The 20,643-nt window shown below is 65.8% G+C and carries 21 protein-coding genes and 1 other RNA gene; 13 read left to right on the plus strand and 9 right to left on the minus strand.

Going from position 1 to position 20,643, the window contains the following annotated elements; all coding sequences use genetic code 11:
- Positions 1-4: 4 nt before the first annotated feature.
- Positions 5-679, minus strand: coding sequence for a ribose-5-phosphate isomerase RpiA (rpiA, locus tag BM341_RS05625; RefSeq protein WP_089793795.1), 675 nt, complete (start codon positions 677-679; stop codon positions 5-7).
- Positions 680-857: 178 nt separating this feature from the next.
- Here rpiA and ilvA point away from each other — a divergent pair, with 178 nt between their 5' ends.
- Positions 858-2,372, plus strand: a complete 1,515-nt coding sequence (gene ilvA / locus BM341_RS05630; RefSeq protein WP_089793797.1) for a threonine ammonia-lyase, biosynthetic — start codon at positions 858-860, stop codon at positions 2,370-2,372.
- A gap of 408 nt (positions 2,373-2,780) precedes the next feature.
- On the opposite strand, the gene BM341_RS05635 is transcribed toward ilvA, so the two are convergent.
- From BM341_RS05635 to BM341_RS05645, 3 genes are all read right to left on the minus strand, one after another.
- Entirely contained in the window at positions 2,781-3,413 is a 633-nt protein-coding gene (locus tag BM341_RS05635; RefSeq protein WP_089793799.1) for a 5-formyltetrahydrofolate cyclo-ligase, read from the minus strand.
- A gap of 8 nt (positions 3,414-3,421) precedes the next feature.
- A non-coding RNA gene (ssrS, locus tag BM341_RS05640) (6S RNA) lies at positions 3,422-3,606 on the minus strand.
- A 50-nt stretch (positions 3,607-3,656) separates the two neighbouring features.
- On the minus strand, positions 3,657-3,956 hold the full coding sequence (locus BM341_RS05645; RefSeq protein WP_089793801.1) for a cell division protein ZapA: 300 nt from the start codon (positions 3,954-3,956) through the stop codon (positions 3,657-3,659).
- 192 nt (positions 3,957-4,148) lie between these two features.
- Between BM341_RS05645 and BM341_RS05650 the strand changes: the two genes are divergently transcribed.
- From BM341_RS05650 to BM341_RS05665, 4 genes are all read left to right on the plus strand, one after another.
- Positions 4,149-4,727, plus strand: coding sequence for a UPF0149 family protein (locus tag BM341_RS05650; protein WP_089794190.1), 579 nt, complete (start codon positions 4,149-4,151; stop codon positions 4,725-4,727).
- 36 nt (positions 4,728-4,763) lie between these two features.
- Positions 4,764-6,101 carry a Xaa-Pro aminopeptidase gene (gene pepP / locus BM341_RS05655; protein WP_089793803.1) on the plus strand — a complete coding sequence of 446 codons (1,338 nt, stop codon included), beginning with the start codon at positions 4,764-4,766 and terminating at the stop codon, positions 6,099-6,101.
- Between the two features lie 43 nt (positions 6,102-6,144).
- Positions 6,145-7,377 carry a 2-octaprenyl-6-methoxyphenyl hydroxylase gene (ubiH, locus tag BM341_RS05660; protein ID WP_245784177.1) on the plus strand — a complete coding sequence of 411 codons (1,233 nt, stop codon included), beginning with the start codon at positions 6,145-6,147 and terminating at the stop codon, positions 7,375-7,377.
- Between the two features lie 83 nt (positions 7,378-7,460).
- Complete coding sequence (locus BM341_RS05665) at positions 7,461-8,705, plus strand: UbiH/UbiF/VisC/COQ6 family ubiquinone biosynthesis hydroxylase (protein WP_089793807.1); 1,245 nt, start codon at positions 7,461-7,463, stop codon at positions 8,703-8,705.
- A gap of 2 nt (positions 8,706-8,707) precedes the next feature.
- Here the strand turns inward: BM341_RS05665 and BM341_RS05670 are convergent, their stop codons facing one another.
- From BM341_RS05670 to gpmI, 3 genes are all read right to left on the minus strand, one after another.
- Positions 8,708-9,988: a S41 family peptidase gene (locus tag BM341_RS05670; RefSeq protein ID WP_217646176.1), complete on the minus strand. Its 1,281-nt coding sequence runs from the start codon at positions 9,986-9,988 to the stop codon at positions 8,708-8,710.
- A 146-nt stretch (positions 9,989-10,134) separates the two neighbouring features.
- Positions 10,135-11,259 carry a murein hydrolase activator EnvC family protein gene (locus tag BM341_RS05675; RefSeq protein ID WP_425431978.1) on the minus strand — a complete coding sequence of 375 codons (1,125 nt, stop codon included), beginning with the start codon at positions 11,257-11,259 and terminating at the stop codon, positions 10,135-10,137.
- 98 nt (positions 11,260-11,357) lie between these two features.
- Positions 11,358-12,932 carry a 2,3-bisphosphoglycerate-independent phosphoglycerate mutase gene (gpmI, locus tag BM341_RS05680; RefSeq protein ID WP_089793812.1) on the minus strand — a complete coding sequence of 525 codons (1,575 nt, stop codon included), beginning with the start codon at positions 12,930-12,932 and terminating at the stop codon, positions 11,358-11,360.
- Positions 12,933-13,165: 233 nt separating this feature from the next.
- Here gpmI and BM341_RS05685 point away from each other — a divergent pair, with 233 nt between their 5' ends.
- The 8 genes from BM341_RS05685 (at position 13,166) to ruvX (ending at position 18,723) form a co-directional block, all read left to right on the plus strand.
- A complete protein-coding gene (locus BM341_RS05685; protein ID WP_089793814.1) occupies positions 13,166-13,588 on the plus strand; it encodes a rhodanese-like domain-containing protein in 423 nt (140 codons plus the stop codon).
- Between the two features lie 49 nt (positions 13,589-13,637).
- Positions 13,638-14,153, plus strand: coding sequence for a protein-export chaperone SecB (gene secB, locus BM341_RS05690; protein WP_089793816.1), 516 nt, complete (start codon positions 13,638-13,640; stop codon positions 14,151-14,153).
- Between the two features lie 16 nt (positions 14,154-14,169).
- Positions 14,170-14,907, plus strand: coding sequence for a 16S rRNA (uracil(1498)-N(3))-methyltransferase (locus tag BM341_RS05695; protein ID WP_089793818.1), 738 nt, complete (start codon positions 14,170-14,172; stop codon positions 14,905-14,907).
- 68 nt (positions 14,908-14,975) lie between these two features.
- Positions 14,976-15,710 carry a CvfB family protein gene (locus tag BM341_RS05700; RefSeq protein ID WP_089793820.1) on the plus strand — a complete coding sequence of 245 codons (735 nt, stop codon included), beginning with the start codon at positions 14,976-14,978 and terminating at the stop codon, positions 15,708-15,710.
- Positions 15,711-15,781: 71 nt separating this feature from the next.
- A complete protein-coding gene (gene gshB / locus BM341_RS05705) occupies positions 15,782-16,738 on the plus strand; it encodes a glutathione synthase (RefSeq protein ID WP_089793822.1) in 957 nt (318 codons plus the stop codon).
- Positions 16,739-16,741: 3 nt separating this feature from the next.
- A complete protein-coding gene (locus BM341_RS05710; protein WP_089793824.1) occupies positions 16,742-17,668 on the plus strand; it encodes an energy transducer TonB in 927 nt (308 codons plus the stop codon).
- 17 nt (positions 17,669-17,685) lie between these two features.
- Positions 17,686-18,258 (plus strand): YqgE/AlgH family protein, encoded by a 573-nt coding sequence (locus tag BM341_RS05715; RefSeq protein ID WP_089793826.1) that lies wholly within the window; start codon positions 17,686-17,688, stop codon positions 18,256-18,258.
- A 21-nt stretch (positions 18,259-18,279) separates the two neighbouring features.
- Complete coding sequence (ruvX, locus tag BM341_RS05720; RefSeq protein WP_089793828.1) at positions 18,280-18,723, plus strand: Holliday junction resolvase RuvX; 444 nt, start codon at positions 18,280-18,282, stop codon at positions 18,721-18,723.
- A gap of 33 nt (positions 18,724-18,756) precedes the next feature.
- Here ruvX and BM341_RS05725 read toward each other — a convergent pair whose 3' ends face one another.
- On the minus strand, positions 18,757-19,404 hold the full coding sequence (locus BM341_RS05725; protein ID WP_089793830.1) for a hypothetical protein: 648 nt from the start codon (positions 19,402-19,404) through the stop codon (positions 18,757-18,759).
- 128 nt (positions 19,405-19,532) lie between these two features.
- A complete protein-coding gene (gene pyrB / locus BM341_RS05730) occupies positions 19,533-20,564 on the minus strand; it encodes an aspartate carbamoyltransferase (protein ID WP_089793832.1) in 1,032 nt (343 codons plus the stop codon).
- Positions 20,565-20,643: the final 79 nt, after the last annotated feature.

A 20,643-nucleotide genomic window follows, 5' to 3' on the forward strand; every position in this document is an offset into this window, starting at 1 on the left:
GCTGTCAGGCAGGCAGGAGACGCTGCACGCCGTCCGCGGTGCCGAGCAGCAGCACGTCGGCGCCGCGGGCGGCGAAGAGGCCGTTGGTGACCACGCCGACAATAGCGTTGATCCGCGCTTCCATGGCCACGGGGTCATCGATCATGAATTCGTAGCAGTCGATGATCTCGTTGCCGTTATCGGTGACTACGCCCTGGCGGTAGACCGGCTCGGCGCCGAGCCTGACCAGCTCGCGGGCCACATAGGAGCGCGCCATTGGGATCACCTCCACGGGCAGGGGGAATTCACCAAGGCGCTCGACCTTCTTCGAGTCGTCGGCGATGCACACGAAGCGCTCGGCGCAGGCGGCGACAACCTTCTCGCGCGTGAGGGCCGCGCCGCCGCCCTTGATCATCTGCAAGTGAGCATTCACTTCGTCTGCGCCGTCGATGTACACCGGGACGGTGCCGATGCTGTTAAGCTCGAACACTTCGATGCCGTGGCGGCGCAGGCGCTCGGCGCTGGCCTCTGAGCTGGCCACCGCGCCCTGGAAATCATCGCGCAAGGGGGCGAGGCGGTCGATGAAACGATCGGCCGTGGAGCCGGTGCCGATCCCGAGCACGCAGTTTCTGGCCAGCAGGGGGCGGATTTCATCGATGGCGGCGGCGGCCACGGCGTCCTTCAGTTCGTCCTGGGTCATGCGTCTGGCTCCGGTGAGAATAGGGGGGTCGCTCGTTGGCGGGTCATTATAAGTCAGCAAAGCGCTGCTGCCGATATCGGTGCGCTGGACGCCATGGCAACGGTAATGCTACCAATAGGGGTTCTCTGCACTGCAGCACTGCAGGTCGTCTTTCGCGCCATTCCTCTGGGACATCAGGATGCTAGAAGCTACCGTCAAGAAGATTCTCCAGGCCCGGGTCTACGAGGCCGCCGTGGAAACGCCGATATCGCCGGCACCCTTTCTCTCGCGACGCTTCGATAACCAGATTCTGATCAAGCGCGAAGACCTTCAGCCGGTCTACTCCTTCAAGATTCGCGGCGCCTACAACAAGATGGCGCAGCTCAGCGAGGAGCAGAAGGCCAAGGGTGTGATCGCCGCCTCGGCGGGCAACCATGCCCAGGGGCTCGCCATGGCGGCCAAGCTGATGGGCGTCAAGGCGGTGATCGTGATGCCGCGCATCACCCCCGAGATCAAGGTCCAGGCGGTGCGCGCTCGCGGCGCCAGGGTGGTGCTAAAAGGCGACGCCTTTGCCGAGGCGGCGGCGCACGCTCAGGAGCTGATCGCGGAGCATGGCTATACCTATGTGCCGCCGTTCGACGATGTCGACGTGATCGCCGGCCAAGGCACCATCGCTGTCGAAATCCTGCGCCAGCACAGCGGCCCGATCCATGCCGTATTCATCCCGGTGGGCGGTGGGGGCCTGATCGCCGGCATGGCCGCCTATATCAAGTACCTGCGACCGGAAATCAAGGTGATCGGCGTGGAAGCCGAGGACAGCGCCTGTCTCAAGGCGGCACTGGCGGCAGGCGAGCGGGTGGTGCTGGACCAGGTGGGCGTCTTCGCCGAGGGCGTCGCCGTGGCACAGGTCGGTGAGGCGCCTTTCGCGATCATGCGTGATCTGGTCGATGACGTCATCACCGTCACCACCGATGAGATGTGTGCGGCGGTGAAGGACATCTTCGAGGACACCCGGGCGGTCGCCGAGACCTCCGGTGCCCTTTCTCTGGCCGGCCTCAAGAAATACGTCCAGCAGACCGGCGTCGAGGGCGAGACCCTGATCTGTATCAATTCGGGCGCCAATACCAATTTCGACCGCCTGCAGCATATTGCCGAGCGTACCGAGCTTGGTGAACAGCGCGAGGCGATCCTCGCCGTCACCATTCCCGAGAAGCCCGGTAGCTTCAAGAAGTTCTGCAAGACCATCGGCAAGCGTATGGTCACCGAATTCAACTATCGCTATGCGGACCCCGAGAATGCGCATATCTTCGTCGGCGTGCAGGTCAAGCCAGGGGGGGAGGACCGCCAAGGTGTGATCGACAAGCTGTGCGATGCGGGCTATCCGGTGGAAGACCTGACCGATAATGAGCTGGCGAAGCTGCATATTCGTCATCTGGGCGGCGGTCGACCGAAGGAGCATTTCGAGGAGGAGGTGTATCGCTTCGAGTTTCCCGAGCGCCCCGGCGCGCTGATGAACTTTCTTACCCACCTGCCGCAGAACTGGAACATATCCCTGTTTCATTATCGCAACCACGGCGCGGCTTATGGCCGGGTGCTGGTGGGAATGCAGGTGCCCAACGGCGATCGCTTACACGTCGAGGAGCACTTCGAGAAGATCGGCTATCGCTTTTGGAAGGAGAGTGATAATGCTGCCTACCACCTGTTCATGGCGTGAGGTGAGCAGTCACTTACCGGCGAACTGCCGCATTAAGTATTGTTTTAAAATGTAATACTTAATGAGTAACGGTTGTCACGAGATTACCGTTGGCCCTATAGTTCCCCACGAATTGGACGCCATATTGATGATGGCCCGTCAACCTTCAGGTATTCCACCGACCGCTGCGGTCATGCCTCCCATGGAGTCGACAATGAAGCGCAAGCCCGACCTGATCATGACACTGATGTTGCTGTTCGGCATCGGCGTGGTGGCGACCGGCTATGCCCAGACATTGGTGGGCAGCTGACCTCGGGGTAGCCAAGTAAATTTCCGCACCCTGTGCCCCTTGGCGAGTGTCACGAGACGCTACCGACGGCCGATGTCACCCATCGGCCGTCGGCGTTTGTGGCCTATATACGATGGTTTTTAGGGGCGGACGACGCGTCTGTCGCTGACGATGGCGTCCAGGGGAACGTCCCAAGGCGCTACCGGCAGCCGCTCGACCCGCTGGCCGTCATGCGCCAGGCCGATCAACCGTGGGCGAGGCCCCGGGCGGCGGGTAAATGCCAGCGTGCGGTCATAGAAGCCGCCGCCCATGCCGATGCGCTGTCCGTGGTCATCGAACCCCACCAGCGGCAGCAGAATTAGGTCCAGCGCCCAGGCGGGAAGACGCCGTGCGCGATGGGCGCCGTGGCGTGTCTCGGGCTCGGCGATGCCGAAGCGATTGGTGACCATCGGCGTATCGGCATGATAGTGGACAAACCACAGCGCATTGTGGGAGAGCGGACGCAGCACCGGCAGGTAGACACGGGCATGTCGGCGCCGAAACCAGCCGATCAGCGGGGTCGGGTCGATCTCGCCATCGTTGGGCAGGTAGAGGGCTACACGGCGGGCACGACGAACTTCCGGAAGCTGACGCAGATGCCTGCAGAGCCTTTCGGTAGCCTGACGGCGTTGTTCGCGGGTAAGCGCATGACGCCGACGACGCAACTCGCGACGCAGGTCATGGCGGGTCCTGTCGCAAGACAGGGGAGCGGCGGTTTCCTTCATGATAGGCATGTCGGATGAGGTTCCCCAGAGTGCCGCTGTCGTTCTGGCCCTTGAACCCATTGGTTCAAGGTGGGTGGCCGCAGCCGAACCGTCAGGCTTTCCGACGCACGGACATGCACACGGGTCCGGCTAGCATTTGGCCCCCTGGGTACTGCGCATAGGCTCGAGGGACGATAACGACTGGCAAACACCCCAGGGAACCCCTTTATCCTAACAGAGCGTGAGGGGAGGCCAAAGCAATGAATACCGGCTTCAACGTTGCGGGGTATCGACCAGGGCCTGCTCAAGGCGCTTGCTGAGCTGGCTCAGCTGCTGCTCGTCGCTGCGTTGCGCTTCCAGGGCCTCGAGGTAGTCATTGGTGATATTGAGCGCTGCCATGATGGCGATTCGCTCGGCCCCGAGCACCTTGCCGCGGGCATGAATGCCCTGCATGGCACGGTCCAGGTAGCGAGCCGAGCGCTCGAGCTTGTCCTGCTCATCGGGAGGACAGGCGATGATATAGCTATGTCCGAGCAGGGTGATTTCGGTAGTCGGCCGCGTGGCGTCGTTCATGACGGGCTCCGGTTCGGTCCGGTCGGGGCGATTGCCGCGCGTCCCGGCGTCCCGATGCGTTAACATCAATGGGTGTAAGCGATTCGAACGCCACTATAAGAGAGCCTTTCTCGGCCGGTCAACGCGCTCGCGCTGCCGCCGAAGGATACCATCAAGGCGCTTGGCATGTGTGGCCTCATCACGGATTTTTCCATGTCACTGATCAATGAACGCCTCGATTTTTCCACCGTCGCCGACCTGTTCCTGCTGCATGGCAGCATGCAGTCCCCGGCCTTTCTCGATGGGCGGCTGTGCGCCGCGCTGGCGCTGCATGATATTTCTGTCGAGTCCTGGTTGCAGGAAGTCTGCTTGACCCTGGGCGTGGAGCAACCGCGCGACGAACAAGCCGCCGAGCGGTTCCTGGCCTGGCGCCGACAGACGCTCGACGCGCTCGCCGCGGTCGAGCTCGATTTCGAGCCGCTGTGGCCAGACGAGCTTTTCACGCTGGGCGAGCGGGCGCAGGGGCTCAAGGAGTGGGCGCTGGGCTTTCTCGAGGTTGTCAGCGACGCCGGAGACACGCCCCGCGACGCCTGGTCGAGCGCCCTGCGCGAGGCCCTGACCGACCTGGAGGAAGTGGCCGCGATGGATACCGACATCGACGACAGCCCCGAGAACGAGAACGACCTGTTCGCACTGGCCGAGCATGCCCGGATGGCGGCCATGTTGCTCTACACCGAGCAACATCCCGGCATGCCCCAGGTCGAAAAGGCCGATGACCCGACCCACCACTGAGATCGTCAAGCCATCCACCATCATCGAGGAGCTGCGATGCTGCCCGAGAGTCTGCCCCGTCCCGCCCCCATCAGCAATATGGAATACCGCGAACGCCGCGAGGCCCTGATGGCCTCGCTACCCGCCGATAGTGCGGTGTTGCTGCCCGGGGCGTCGATGGTCACACGTTCGCGCGACAGCGAGTTTGCCTTCCGCCAGGACAGCGATCTGCACTACCTGACCGGCTTTCCCGAGCCGGACGCCCTGCTGATGCTGTTGCCGGGGCGTGCGGAAGGCGAGAGCGTATTGTTCTGTCAGGACCGCGACCCAGCGCTGGAGGCCTGGACCGGTATTCGTCTGGGTGCCGACGGCGTCGTTCGCGAGCACGGGCTCGACCAGGCCTTCGAGAACGCCGAGCGTGACGAGCGCCTCGAGGCGCTGCTCGACGGGCGCACCACGCTCTACCTGCCGCTGGCGAACAGCGAGGCAATGGCGCTGGCCGAAGGGGTGCGCCAGCGCCTGGCGGCTCGGGCACGACGCGGTGCCCGGGCCCCCGAGGCCTTCGCCGACCTGGCATCGCGCCTTCACGAACGTCGCCAGATCAAGAGCGAAGCGGAGCTTGCGCTGATGCGCCATGCCGCGGCGATCTCCGCTCAGGCGCACCGGCGTGCCATGCGCGTCTCCCGGCCGGGTCTTGTCGAGTATCAGCTGCAGGCGGAACTCGAACACGAGTTCGTCTGGCAGGGCGGCAGCGGCCCGGCCTACGCCAGCATCGTCGGTGGCGGCCGCAATGCCTGTGTGCTGCACTACATCGAGAACCGCGATGTCCTTCGCGACGGCGATCTGGTGTTGATCGATGCCGGCGCCGAGTTCGATCTGTATGCCGGCGACATCACCCGCACCTTCCCGGTCAATGGGCGTTTCAGTGCCGCGCAGCGCGCGCTCTATGACGTGGTGCTGGGCGTGCAGATGCAGGCCGTTGACGCCATTCGCCCCGGAGTCACCCTACTCGAGGTCCACGACGGCGTCGTGCGCGGCCTCGTCGAAGGGCTGATCACTCTGGGGCTGCTCGAGGGAGAGGTGCAGGCGCGCATCGATGACGACAGCTACCGGCGCTTCTACCTGCACTCGACGTCGCATTGGCTGGGGCTCGATGTACATGATGTCGGGCCCTATCGTCACGATGGCGAGCCGCTGCCGCTTCGTCCCGGCATGGTGCTCACCGTCGAGCCGGGGCTCTACATTCCCGCTGACGATGATATTCCCGAGGCCTTTCGCGGGATCGGCATTCGTATAGAAGACGATGTCGCAGTGACCGAGGCGGGACACGAGGTCCTCACTGCCTCCGTGCCCAAGCAGGTGGCTGATATTGAGGCCCTGATGGTCAGGAAGTGATCAATCCCAAAAGAGCCTCGCATTTCATTACGTAAAGTACATTATGAAACTATCGGGAGCCGGGATGCGCGAGACGGCGGAAACACATGTGGATATCGCCATCGTCGGCGGCGGGCTGGTGGGCGCCAGTCTGGGCTGCGCCCTGGCGTCCTTGATCGAGCGGCTGGGGCTGACGGTCGCGATCATCGAACCCGCGCCGCTGCAGCAACGGGCTAAAACGCCCTGGCAGCCCAGCTTCGACGCCCGGGCCAGCGCCATCGCCCAGGGGTCGGCGATCCACTTCGCCAGGATGGGTGTGTGGTCGGACATGCGCGACCAGGCGACACCGATTCGCCAGATCCACGTCAGCGAGCAGGGACGTTTCGGTGCCACACGACTGCGCCACGACGACCTGGACGTCGACGCGCTGGGGTATGTCATCCCTAATGCCTGGATGGGTCGGGTATTGCATCGCCGCCTGCAGACGCTGCCCTTGGGCTGGCATTGCCCCGCCGCGGTCGAAGAGATTGCCCCCGTGGCAGAGGGGTATCGGCTGCAGCTCTCCACCGGTGAGCACTTGCGGGCCGGCTTGACGGTGCTGGCCGACGGGGGGCGTTCGGGCCTCAAGGAGCGCCTCGGCATCGACAGCCATGAGAAGCCCTACGACCAAGTGGCGGTCATCGCCAGCGTGGAGACCAGTGAGCCCCATCACGGCACGGCTTGGGAACGTTTTACGCCGGAAGGACCGATTGCGCTGCTACCGCTGCAGGGCCAGGCGATGGAACTGGTATGGACCCACGAGGCCGGTCGCGAGACGCATCGCCTGTCGCTGAGCGACGGCGATCTGCTGATTGAATTGCAGCGGGCCTTCGGCGATCGAGCAGGGCGCTTCCGTCGGATCGGCAAGCGCCATGCCTACCCCTTGTCGCTGGTCACCGCGCGGGAAACGATACGTCCGGGGCTTGCCGTGCTGGGTAACGCGGCGCATTCGTTGCACCCGGTGGCCGGGCAGGGCTTCAACCTGGCCCTGCGCGGGGTCATGGACCTCGTCGCCGCGCTCGACGCTGGCCTGTCGCAGGGCGAGGACGTCGGCAGCCTGGCGGTGTTGAACGACTTCGATGCCCGGCGCAGCGCCGATCGGCATAATGTGATCCGTTTCAGCGATGGCTTGATCCGGCTGTTCGGGATCGACAGCCCGCTGCTCTCCCATGCGCGCGCGGCGGGGCTGGTGGGGCTCAACCTGGCCGGGCCGATGAGACGCACCCTGGCCAGGCGAGCCATGGGGCTGGAACGTTAGACCCTATTAGACGCTGGTTAGCGACCGAGCCCGTCCATGAATCCCTAACGTCAAGCATGCCCAACACCAAGAGGTAGCACGAGATGCAGCAGCCCGCGCGGAGTCCGGACACCTTCGAGGTGATTATCGTCGGCGGTGGCATGGTGGGCGCTTGTCTGGCCTGTCTGCTGGGCGAGGCGGGGATCGAGGTGGCATTGCTGGATGCGCGAAGCGCTCCCCTCGACACCGAGACGGTCGGCGCGGGCAAGCCTGGCCTTCGTGTCAGCGCGTTGACGCCGGTATCGCAACGGCTGCTGGAGGGCATCGGTGCCTGGCCCTGGATGCAGGCGCGTCGCGTCAGCCCTTATCGGTTCATGCAGGTATGGGACGGTGAGGGCAGCGGTGAGGTGAACTTCTCCGCCGACCAGGCCCGGGTCTCGGTGCTCGGGCATATTGTCGAAAACGATGTGATACTCGCCGGCCTCGAGGCACGCCTCGCCAGTCTGCCGTCGGTTCACCTGCGCTTCGATGCGAGGGTCACGGCGCTGGAAGGGGAGAATGATGAGCGAGTCGTGCGACTCGCGGCTGGCGAGCGACTGGCTGCGCCGCTGGTGGTCGCCGCCGATGGTGCTCGCTCACCGTTGCGCGATCTGGCGGGCATCGGCGTGCAGAGTCGCGAGACCGGCCATTCGGCGCTGGTGACCACGGTCCGCACACAGCGCCTCCATGGCGCTGTGGCGCGTCAGGTATTCTTGCCAACCGGGCCGCTCGCCTTCCTGCCGCTGCTCATCGACAATGCCGAGCATCACTGCTCGATCGTCTGGTCAACCTCGCCGCAGGAGGCCGAACGCTTGGCAGCCCTGTCGCCCGAGGCGCTCGGGGCCGAGATGGGCGCCGCCCTGGAGCATCGACTGGGCGAGGTAAACGTGATCGACCGTGCCGTAACGGTGCCCCTGACCCAGCGCCACGCCGAGTGTTACTCGATGTCGGGGCTGGCGTTGGTGGGTGATGCGGCGCACAGCATTCACCCTCTCGCCGGTCAAGGGGTGAATCTGGGCTTGATGGATGCCGCCGTGTTGGCGGAGGAATTGGTCCGAGCGCACTCCCGAGGTGTACCGCTGGGGGATGCGCGCGTGCTGGCACAGTATGCGCGCCGCCGGCGCGGCGACAACGCCGCCATGCTGGCGCTGATGGACGCCTTCCAGCGGCTGTTCGGCGCTCGCCACCCGGCCATCAGCTTGGCGCGCAATCTTGGCCTGTCCGGTGTCGATCGCCTGGTGCCGGTCAAGCGACTGCTGATGCAGCAGGCGCTTGGCCATCGCGGCCGGCTGCCGGTCTCGTGTCGCTGAGCTCAGCGATCGCGCTGGCTGAGAACATTAAGCGCCTTGAGTAGGTTTAGCGCTTCGCCGAGCTGATAATCCTCGCGCAGACGCTCACTCAGCTCGCTGCGCTGGCGCGGGCCGTTGCGGTTCTCAAGATGACCCTGCAGGTCCGCTTCACGCACTTCCAGGCGACTGGTTTCGGCGACTTCGACCCGTCCACGCACCACTTCCACGTCGGGCTCGATGCCCTGGGCCTGGATCGAACGCCCATTGGGGGTGAAGTACAGGGCCGTGGTCAGCTTGAGCCCCTCGCCATTGCCCAGCGGCATGACCTGCTGCACCGACCCCTTGCCGAAGCTGCCGGTGCCCATCACCACGCCGCGGCGCTGGTCCTGCAGGGCGCCGGCGACGATCTCCGCCGCTGAGGCACTGCCGCCATTGATCAACACTACCAGCGGGACATCGGCGGCGATGGTGGTGGGGTTGGCCGAGAAGCGCATGCCGGCACCGTTCAGGCGCCCCTCGGTGTAGACGATCAGGCCTTCATCGAGGAACACGTCGGCGACGTCCACCGCCGCCTGCAGCACGCCGCCGGGATTGTTGCGCAGGTCCAGCACCAGGCCTTCGAGTGGCCCATCACGCTGCATAGCGGTGATGGCATCACCGACCTGTTCGCCGGTGCGGTTCTGGAACTGGCTGACGCGCAGGTAGCCGAAGCCGGGTTCCAGCAGCTCGCTCTTGACGCTCTCGGTGCGGATGACCTCGCGGGTCAGCGTGACCTCGCGCGGCGCGTCGGCGCCCTGGCTGAGGATGGTCAGCCGGATCTCGCTGCCGGGCTCACCGCGCATCAGGTTGACGGCTTCTTGCAGGGACAGCCGGTCGGTGGGCGTGTCGTCGATGCGCAGGATAGCATCCCGGGCTTGCAGGCCGGCCCGCGACGCCGGAGTGTCGTCGATGGGCGTGATCACCGTGAGCTGGCCGTCCTGCAGGCCGACCTCGATGCCCACGCCGCCGAACTCGCCCTGGGTCGTCTCGCGCAGGCTCTCGAACTCGTCCTTGTCGAGATAGGCGGAATGCGGATCGAGCTCGCTGAGCATGCCGCGCATGGCGTTGCGCAGCAGGGTGCTGTCGTCGACCTCTTCGACATAGGCACGCTTGATGCGCTCGAACACCTCGGCGAAGGTCTGGATGTCTTCTACGGGAAGCGCATCCTGCTGGGCCCCGTCCTGCTGAGCCCTGTCTTGCTGAACCTCATTCTGCTGGGCAATGACAGCCAGCGGCAGGGCCAGCAGCACAACGGCGATAAGCATCGCCAACCCACGTCGCGTTTGGCGCCGTCGTGTCGGGCGCCGTCGCGCAAGGGTAGGACCGGCGGGACGTGAAGACATGCAAACTCCGCAGTACCAGCAATAGGGTTGCCCAGCATAGCCCGGCCCCGGGCGACAAGGGAATAGCGCTAGCGGCTGGCGATCCAGGATTGCGGGTCGATGGGGTCGCCATTGCGGCGGACCTCGAAGTACAACCCCGGGCGCTCCTGGCCGCCGCTGACACCGACACTTCCGAGGGTGTCACCGCGCGAGACGGATTGGCCGGCCTGCACGCCGAAATGCTGCAGGTGGGCATGAAGGGTCATTACTTGGTCGCCGTGATCGATGATCAACAGGTTGCCGAAGCCGCGCATCCAGTCGCTGAAGACCACCCGGCCGGCATGCACCGCCCGGACCGGCGTACCTTCCGCAGCCAGGATCAGCATGCCGTTGCGATGCACCCCGTCACCATTCTGAAAACGCGATGCAAGCGAGCCCTGTACTGGCCAGGGCAGCTCGCCGCGGGTTTGCTCGATGGCGGTGGATGGCGGGGGGCGTTCCAGGCGTGCCAGCTCTTCCTGTACCTGGCGCAGCACCCGCTCGGCATGGGCGCGGTCCTGGTTAAGATCTTCCATGCGGGCCTGCTCGGTGGCATAGCGACCGTCGAGTTCGGCCAGCAGCGTCCTGCGCTCGGCCATGCGTTCGGCCAGCTCGGCACTACGCTCGGCCAGTTCGGCGGCGAGGGCATCGAGTCGCTCGCCCTGGGTCTGGAGGCGGCGGCGATTGTCGGCCAACGCAGCGTCCAGTTGCTTCAGTTGGTCGAGGCGCTGGTGACGGGCGTCGGCCAGCGCGTTGAGGTAGCGCTGCAGGCGGTCCAGCCGAGCGGGGTCGTCCTGGTTGAGCAGCAGCTTGAGCTGCGGGGTCGGGCCGAGGCGATACAGCGCCTTCAGCAAGCCTTCGAGTGCCGCGACCTGCTCGGTGCGTTCGGCCTCGAGATCGTCGCGCCTGGCCTGGAGGGACTCGATCTCGACGGTGAGCCCGCGACGCTCGGCCTGCATGGCGTCCAGGCGCCGGTGGGTCTTGGCCAGCGAGATTTCCACGTCGCGCAGCGCCTCGTCGGCCTCGTTGCGGGCCAGCTGGGTCGAGGACAGGCGCTGGTTCAGCGCCTGGATATCCTCGCCGATGGCGTCCAGGCGCTGCCGGGCAGCCGCCTCGTCGGGCGGCGAGCCCGTCTGGGCCGCTGCGGTCTGGACTAGCGTGGGCTGAGCTAGCATGAGCTGGGCTAGCGTGGAATAGCCCAGGCCGATGCCGAGCAGCAGCACGACAAGCCTGGCGATGTGCCCAACCACCCCTTGGTTTTCGGCGCGCAGCATCAGGAGAAGTCGATCAGCACCTGGCCGGTCATGTCCTCGGGAACCGGCTGGCCCATCATCGCCAGCAAGGTCGGCGCCAGGTCGCACAGGCGGCCATCATCGCGAAGCGATGCCGCGCGGGTGCCGACATAAATCAGCGGCACCTCGAAGGTGGTGTGGGCCGTCTGCGGCGCGCCGGTCTCGGGGTTGACCATCTGTTCGGCGTTGCCGTGGTCGGCGGTGACCAGGCAGGCGCCACCGGCACGCTGCAGGGCTTCCACCACCCGGCCGAGACAGGTATCGACGGTCTCGATGGCCTTGACCGCGGCGTCGAAGTCGCCGGTATGCCCGACCATGTCGCCATTGGCGTAATTGCAGACGATCAGGTCGAAGGTGCCCGAATCGATAGCCTCGACCAGCCTGTCGGTGACTTCGACGGCGCTCATCTCCGGCTTCTCGTCGTAGGTCTTCACGTCACGGGGCGATGGCACCAGGATACGCGTCTCACCGACGTACTCGGCTTCACGGCCACCGGAAAAGAAGAAGGTGACGTGAGGGTACTTCTCGGTCTCGGCGATGCGCAGCTGGGTCAGGCCGCGCTGCTCCATGACCTCGCCGAGGGTATTGTGCAGCGCGGTCGGTGGAAAGGCCGCAGGGGCGGGAATGTTGTCCGCGTACTGGGTCAGCGTGACCAGGCCATCGGCGGCGAGCGTCGGGCGAACCCGGCGCTCGAAGCCGTCGAAGTCTTCATCGACCAGGGCGCGGGTCAGCTCGCGGGCGCGGTCGGCGCGGAAGTTCATGAAGATTGCGGCGTCGCCGTCCTCCATGGTGACCGGGGCGCCATTGGGGCGCAGGCTGGTGGCGGTGACGAACTCATCGTTCTCGTGGCGCGCGTAGGCGTCGCGCAGCCCGATTTCGGCACTGGACGCCTCGAACTCGCCGATGCCTTCGGTAATCAGGCGATAGGCCTTCTCGACACGATCCCAGCGGTTGTCGCGGTCCATGGCGAAGTAACGGCCGATGATCGAGGCGACGAAACCGTTCTCGGCGCCGACCAGCTCGGCCAGGCGCGCATTGGTGCGCTCCAGCGAGCTCATGGCGCTCCTGGGCGGCATGTCGCGTCCGTCTAGGAAGGCGTGCACATAGAGGCGCCGCGCGCCGCGGCGAGCGGCCAGCTCGGCCATGGCCAGCACGTGATCCTCATGGCTGTGCACGCCGCCCGGCGACAGCAGGCCGAGCAGATGCACCGCCTTGCCCGCGGCCACGGCGGCATCGATGGGCCGGGTCAGGGCCTCGATGGTATCCAGATCGCCATCCTCGATGGCCTTGGTAATGCGGGTAAAGTCCTGGTAGACGATGCGTCCGGCGCCCAGGTTCATGTGGCCCACTTCCGAGTTGCCCATCTGGCCGTCCGGCAGGCCGACGTGGCGGCCGTCGGTGTGGATCAGACTGTGCGGGTGCGACTGCCAGAGCCCGTCCATGATCGGCGTGCGGGCAGCCAGCACGGCATTGTGCTCGGCATCCGGGTTGTGGCCGTAGCCGTCGAGAATGATCAGGGCGACGGGGCGCGGCGCGGGAGTCGCGGAATGGGTCATGGGAAGTGCCTCGTGATGGGGGCGACCCCACGGTGAACACGGGACGCTAATCGGGGTCGCGACTTGTGGCTGCTTGCGGCATCATATCGCACGGTAGCGTCGGGCGTCATGACCGTCCCCCACCGGCCGTGGCGCACTGACGCTTCGTGTATACTGATTTTCGCCCGGCGAGGTGCCCATGGCCCCTGCCGGTCTTTTCTCCTTCAAGACCCCGACGAGAGCTATCAGGACCCATGATCGACCAGCTGATCGACTTCGTGCAGAACCACCCACTGCTGGTGGGTGCCTTCCTGCTGGTGCTGACCGCCTGGATCGCCTACGAGATCCGCAGCAGTGGCGCCAGCGGCGTGACATCCAACCAGGCCACCCAGCTGATCAACCGTGAGGATGCGATCGTCGTCGACATTCGCGAGGCGGGCGACTTCAAGGCCGGCCATATCGCGGGTGCACGCAATTTTCCCCAGAGCCGCCTCGACACGCGCCTCAGCGAGCTCGACAAGTTCAAGGACAAGCCGGTCGTCGTGGTCTGCAAGCATGGCCAGAGTTCCGGTGCGGCGCTTGCCAAGCTGGAGAAGGCCGGTTTCGAGCGTGCGGTCAAGCTCAAGGGCGGCATGAGCCAGTGGCAGGCCGATGGCTTGCCGGTGGTCAGGAAATAACCGATCCTTTTCTTCTATTTCGTTTCATCGTTTCAAAGGACCTTTCCCCATGGCGGAAGACAATAACCAGAACGCTGGCGCGGCAGCCGGTCAGCAGGACAAGCCGCAGCTGCAGTTCGCCCTCCAGCGTATCTACGTCAAGGACATCTCCTTCGAGTCGCCGAACTCGCCGGCGGTCTTTCAGAAGCCGTTCAAGCCCAAGGTCGGCCTGGACCTGAACACCTCCAGCCAGCAGATCGACGAGGGCCTCTACGAGGTCGTGATCAAGGTTACCGCCCAGGTCTCCCACAGCGAGGAAGGCACGACCTCCTTCCTGGCTGAGATCGAGCAGGCGGGCCTGTTTCGCATCAGCGGGATCGAGGGTCAGCAGCTCGAGCACACCCTCGGCGCCTTCTGCCCCAATGTGCTCTTCCCCTACGCCCGTGAGTGCATCGATAACCTGGTCAACCGGGGTGGCTTCCCGCCGCTGATGCTGGCACCGGTCAACTTCGAGGCGATCTACGCCCAGAAGAAGAAGCGCCAGGCTGAACAGGCCAAGCAGCAGGGCGAGCAGACGACCCAGTAAGCGTTTCGGGACCACCATGAAGACGCCAGCGAAAGCCCCGCGCCTTCATGTCGCCGCCGACTTCACCGTCGGCGGCGACGTCGTTCTGCCCGAAGGCCCGGCCCGTCATGTGGCACGCGTGCTGCGCCTGTCGCCAGGCGAGCCCCTGGTGCTGTTCGATGGGTACGGACGCGTCGCCCAGGCGCTGCTGGTCGAGGCCGACCGCAAGCGGGTCGTGGCACGCGTGGAGGCCGTCGAGGCCGGCCGCGGCGAGTCGCCGCTGGCAGTACACCTGGGCCAGGCGATCTCCAAGGGCGATCGCATGGACTACGCGATCCAGAAGGCGGTGGAGCTGGGCGTGGCGGCGATCACGCCGCTCTACACCGAGCATGGCGACGTGCGCCTCAGGGGCGAGCGCGAAGCGAAGAAACTGGCCCACTGGCAGGCGGTGGCCGCCAGCGCCTGCGAGCAGTGTGGCCGCGCCACCCTGCCGCCGGTCCATCCGCCGCTGTCGCTTGTCCGGTGGCTCGCTGGCCGCGACGAGGCACTGCGGCTGGTGCTGCATCCCGGCGCTGCTGGCGCGCTGGATCAGCACCAGTCGCCGGCCAGTGCGGCACTGCTGATCGGCCCCGAGGGCGGGCTCTCGGCGGACGATTTCGCGGCGGCGCTAGCCGGCGGCTTCTCGCCGCTGTCGCTCGGCCCGCGCATCCTGCGCACCGAGACCGCCCCGGTGGTGGCCCTCTCCTTGCTGCAGTATCGCTTCGGGGATCTGTGAACGCCGCCGGCAGGTTGGTCCTTCGTCGCTCATTTTCTATTCTTCCTACACCGCACCGGAGGCCTGCCATGCCCGATTCCCGAGACCGTCGCCCGCCGCGTTCCGCCCCGTCGCGCCCGGCGGGTACGCGAAACTATCGCGCGCCCAAGGTGGCGGTGGGCGATGTCGCCTACCTTGAGGTGGTCACCGTCAACGAGACGGGCGCCTTTCTCGACTGGGGGCACCCTCGCGACCTGCTGCTGCCCTACGGCGAGCAGCTTTTCCGCCCCGATGTCGGCAAGCGCGTGCTGGTGGTCGTCTATGCCGACCAGCAGGGTCGTCCGGTGGCCTCCCAGCGACTCGACCGGCACATCGAGGACGAATCCCACGGCCTGGCACCTGGCGATGCGGTGCAGTTGGTGATCGCCGAGCAGACCGACCTGGGCTTCAAGGCGGTGGTCGAGCATCGTTTCTGGGGGCTGCTCTACCGTGACGACGTCACCCAGCCGCTGCGGCGGGGCCAACGCCTCGGCGGCTATGTAAAGCGCGTGCGCGACGATGGCCGACTCGACCTCTCGCTGCTGCCGCCCGGCTCGGCGCGTCTCGACGTGGTGGGTGAGGCGGTGCTCAAGGCACTGCGCGAGAGCGGCGGTTACCTGCCGCTCTCCGACAAGAGCTCGGCGGAGGAGGTCAAGCGTCGCCTCGGGGTCAGCAAGAGTGCCTTCAAGCAGGCGATCGGTCGGCTCTACAAGCATCAGCGTATCGTCATCGACAAGGGCGGGATTCGGCTGGTGCCCGGCGGCGAAGGATCGAGCGAGCGCTGAACGCTCTTGGTGCTGCTCAGGGCCCTGCGGCATACTGGGGGTATCCACCTTCAGAGCGGAATCCGAATCACATGAGCGAACGCACCCTCCGGGTGGGTGTGGTGATGGACCCCATCGCCGACATCACCTACAAGAAAGACACCACCATGGCCCTGTTGTGGGCCGCGCGGGATCGGGGCTGGTCGTTGCACTACCTGGAACAGGAGGACCTGTTCCTGCGCGAGGGGCGAGCCTTCGGCCTCATGCGTGACCTCGAGGTGCATCGCGATCCGAGCCACTGGTATGACCTGGGCGCGCCCAAAGTCGAGCCCCTGGCGGATCTGGACGTCATCCTGATGCGCAAGGACCCGCCGGTGGACGCCCACTTCCTCAATGCCGTGTACCTGCTGGGCTTTGCCGAGCGCGAGGGCGTGCTGGTGGTCAATCCGACCCGGGCGCTGCTCGAATGCAACGAGAAGCTCTTCGCCCAACAGTTTCCGCACTGCTGCACGCCGACGCTGGTGTCGTGCCGTGATGAAGTATTGCGCGCTTTCCATGCCGAGCATCGTGACGTGATCTTCAAGCCGCTGGACGGCATGGGCGGCAGCGGGATCTTCCATGTGCAACCCGAAGGGCGCAATCTCGGCGCGATCATCGAACTGCTCACCGAGCGCGGCCAGCGCCAGATCATGGCCCAGCGCTACATCCCCGAGATCAAGGACGGCGATACCCGCATCCTGCTGGTCGACGGCGAGCCGGTGTCCTACGGCCTCGCCCGAGTGCCCATGGCCGGCGAGACCCGCGGCAACCTGGCCGCCGGGGGCAACGGCGTCAGCCGCGAGCTCACTGCGCGCGATCACTGGCTGGTCGACCAGGTCAGGCCGATGATCCGCGACAAGGGGTTGTTGTTCGTGGGACTCGACGTGATCGGCGACTACATCACCGAGATCAATGTCACGAGCCCCACCTGCGTACGCGAGATCGACGACCAGCGCGGCACCGACATCGCCGGCCTGCTGATGGACGCCATCGAGCGCCGCCTGGGATAAGCCATGTCGGCGCCCGTCAGCGACCCCACCCATTATGCCCCGGTCACGCGGCCCTACCGCCGCTGGCTGGCCGTGTCGCTGGCGCTGCTGATTCATCTGGTGGTGCTCGGCGTGGTGGCGAGCTGGCAGTTCGCCCCGCCGCCGGCCGAGCGTACCAGCCTCGATGTGGTGCTGGTGACCCGTCCCGCCGCGCCGCCCAAGGAGGCCGAGGCCATCGCCGAGGCCGATCAGCGGGCCGCGGGCGAGCAGCAGCAACAGGCTCCGACCGAGGCGCGAGCCGCCCCCAGTGAGGCAATGACGTCGAGCGACATGGAGTCGGCCACTCCGGAGGCGGCGCAGCCGCCCGAACGGGCCATATCCGACGCGCCCCCCGAGGAAACCGGGCCTGCGGCCACCGAATCGCCTGACGAGACGCAGACGCCGCCCGAGCCCCAAGCGTTGTTCGAGACACAGATCAGCGCCCCTCAGGCCGCCGCGACCCCCGAGCGGCCCACGGCAGCGGCGTCCTCGACGTCGGGTCGCGAACTGCTGGCCCAGGCGACCGACAGCATCCGCGAGCAGGGGCTTGCCGCCGAGACGCAAGGTCCCAGCGGCGATAGCCACCAGCAGGCCGCACGGCGCGCCGCCGAGGCCCGTTATATCGACGACTGGACCCGCCGGGTGGAAGATTACGGCAACCGCGTGCACCCCGCCCCCCGCGAGTTGTCCGGCCAGCTGCGTATCCGGGTGGTGATCGGTCGCGATGGCGAGCTTCGCCAGGCGGAGGTGGTACAATCGTCAGGACACACCGAACTCGACCAGGCGGCACTGGATACCGTGCGCGGCGCGGCGCCCTACCGTCCCTTCGATCCGGGCATGGGCGAGCTTGACAGCCTGTCGATCACCCGCGTCTGGCGGTTCGGCCAAGGCAATCATTACGGCGTGCGTTAGGATCGCCGAGGAGTCCCATGCAATCCTTGCAAAACTTCGGCTTGAAGAATCATTTCCTGCTGGCGATGCCGCACTTGGAAGACCCCAATTTCGCCGGCAGCCTCAGCTATCTCTGCGACCATGATGAGAACGGCACCATGGGCGTCATCGTCAATCGTCCGCTGGAGTTGACCCTGGACGCGCTCTTCGAGCAACTCGAGCTCGGCGGCGACGAGAGTCCGCATCGTCAGGCACCGGTCTATTACGGTGGCCCGGTCCACAAGGATCGCGGCTTCATCCTGCACCGCGGTGACAGCGCTCCCTGGGATTCCAGCATTCAGGTTGCCGAGGACATCGCCCTGACAACCTCAATGGATATACTCCAGGCGCTGGCCGCGGGTACCGGGCCCGAGCAGTTCCTCATCTGCCTGGGCTGCGCCGGCTGGGAATCCGGTCAGCTCGAACAGGAGCTGCTGGACAACGCCTGGCTGACCGTCGATGGGCGCACCGACATCCTCTTCGATGTGCCGGCCGAGCAGCGCCTGGGCGCCGCGGCGGGCATTCTCGGGGTCGACCTCAACCTGATGACCCGCGAGGCGGGGCATTCGTGATGGCCGACGTGGGGTGTGTTGATGACTGAGCCTGGCCAGCGCACGGTGCTGGCCTTCGACTTCGGCACCCGACGCATCGGCGTGGCGGTGGGCAATGAACTGCTCGATAGCGCGAGTCGGCTCGACCCGCTGGCCGCCCGGGACGGCATTCCCGACTGGCGGGTGGTCGAGCGGCTGGTCGCGACCTGGCAGCCGGAACTGTTCGTCGTTGGCCTACCGCTTGAGCTCGACGGCAGCGAACTCGAGATGTGCCTGCGGGCCCGCAAGTTCGGCAAGCGCCTGTTCGGCCGCTTTGGCATTCCCTGCGAAATGGTCGATGAGCGGGGCTCGACCCGCGAGGCCAAGGCGATTGCCAGGGAAGAGGGGCATCAGGGCAACTATCGCCAGGACGGCGTAGACGGCATCGCCGCCGCCCTGATTCTGGAGAGCTGGTTCCTCCGGCGCAAGGAACCGCCGAGCGCGTGATTCGCGCCGGCGGCGTTAGTCAGCCCGGCGGGCTCAGGCGGCCGGGGCCTTGTCGTCGCCGTGCTGGGCGCGAAGATCCTGCAGCGTGATGCAGGTAAACGTCTGGACGAAGTAGGCGAGCGTCGAAGGGCGCTTGAAGCTCTTTACGAAGGTTTCTTCCTGCTCACCGTAGCGGCGCGTCACGCTGGCCTGGTAGCGATCGCCTGTCTTGACCATTCTGACCTTCGCCTGGCGATCGGCCTCCTGCTTCTCGACTACCAGCTCGGGCTGGCTTTCCAGAAGCTGCCCCAGATGGTGGCCTTCCTCGATTTCCTCATCCGAAGCCCACAGGTCCTGATCGCGATCGCCATAGCGGTAAAGAATGGCGAGCAGCATCGCCGAGAAGATGGCACCGCTGAGCAGCCAGGTGATGTCGGCATTGGTGACCGGCAGGGTGAACACCGCCAGCAGCTGGAGCACCACACCAATGGCCAGCATCACGGTAAAGGGCCGCCAGCTGTGAGAGTTCATGAACCCCTTGCCGAGGATATAGCCCCACAGGCCGAGCACCGCCACGGCGCCCACCAGCAGCTGGGCGATGGATACCAGCGAACCGGCTCCCATCATCAGGGCGATCAGGCCCACCACGATCAAGGCGCTGTAGAATATCGCCAGCAGGATATAGGCTCGTTGCAGGTTCATGGGATTCCTCTCTCCTTGTTATCGATTTGCCATTCTCGGCACGTATCTTGTCGTACTGCGGGCGATACCACCACTCTTGCCCCTGTTGGGTCATTAGCTTAGGCGATCTCGGCGCGTCCGGGTACCGCTTATAGCGCCGGGTCGTCAACGCCCAGGGAGGGCGGGACGAACCAGCGTACCGGGCGCAGGTCATGCTCGATCAGCGTGTCCACTTTGAGCAAGGTGGCGAAGATCGCCATGCGCACGGGGATCCCATTGTCGGTCTGGCGGAAGATCGCCAGCCGCGGGTCGCCGTTGAGATCGGTGTCGAGATCGTTGGCGTCGGCGCGGCTGTCGCGGGGCAGCGGGTGCATGACGATGGTACTGTCGTTGCAGCGACCGTCGAGAAAGGCGCGATCCACGGTGAAGTCACGGCTGAGCCCGCCGAAGCTCTCGTTCATCTCGGCGGTGAAGCGCTCCTTCTGGATGCGGGTGGCGTAGATCACGTCCAGGTCGCCGAAGTCACCGGCCAGGCTGTCGCGCTGCTCCACCCGGTGGCCGCGCGACACGACCCGGTCGATCACCTGGCTCGGCATCTCGAGCCCCGGCGGCGAGACCAGCGTGAAGCGCATGGGCGCATAGAGCGAAAGCAGCTTGATCAGCGAATGCACGGTGCGTCCGTACTTCAGATCGCCGGTGAGCAGCACATGGGCGCCGGCAAGCCGCTTGCCGAGCCGGGTGAATTCCTTGTCGATGGTGTAGAGGTCGAGCAGCGCCTGGCTGGGGTGCTCGCCGGGGCCGTCGCCGCCGTTGATCACCGGCACGTGAGTGGCCGCGGCGAACTCGGCCACCGAGCCCTGGTCGGGATGGCGCATGACGATGGCGTCGCAATAGCCGCTCATCACGCGGCTGGTGTCGTAGAGCGACTCGCCCTTGGCCATCGACGAGAAGGTGAAGCCGGTGGTGTCGCAGACGCTGCCGCCCAGCCGGCAGAAGGCCGCGTTGAAGCTGACCCGGGTGCGGGTGCTGGCCTCGAAGAACAGGTTGCCGAGCACCGCGCCTTCTAGTACCCGCGTCACCTGCCGTCGCTGGGCGATGGGCTCCATGCGCGCGGCGACCCGCAGCAGATGATCGACATGATCGCGGGACAGGGAATCTACGGACAGCAGGTGGGAACTCATCGAGGCGGCCTCGGCTGGCGACGGGGAACGGGCGCTAGTGTAACGCTACCCCGCGCTGGCTTCACGAAACGCGCAGGGC

Origin of the sequence: Halomonas korlensis, from assembly GCF_900116705.1 — a bacterium.
Lineage (GTDB): Bacteria > Pseudomonadota > Gammaproteobacteria > Pseudomonadales > Halomonadaceae > Halomonas > Halomonas korlensis.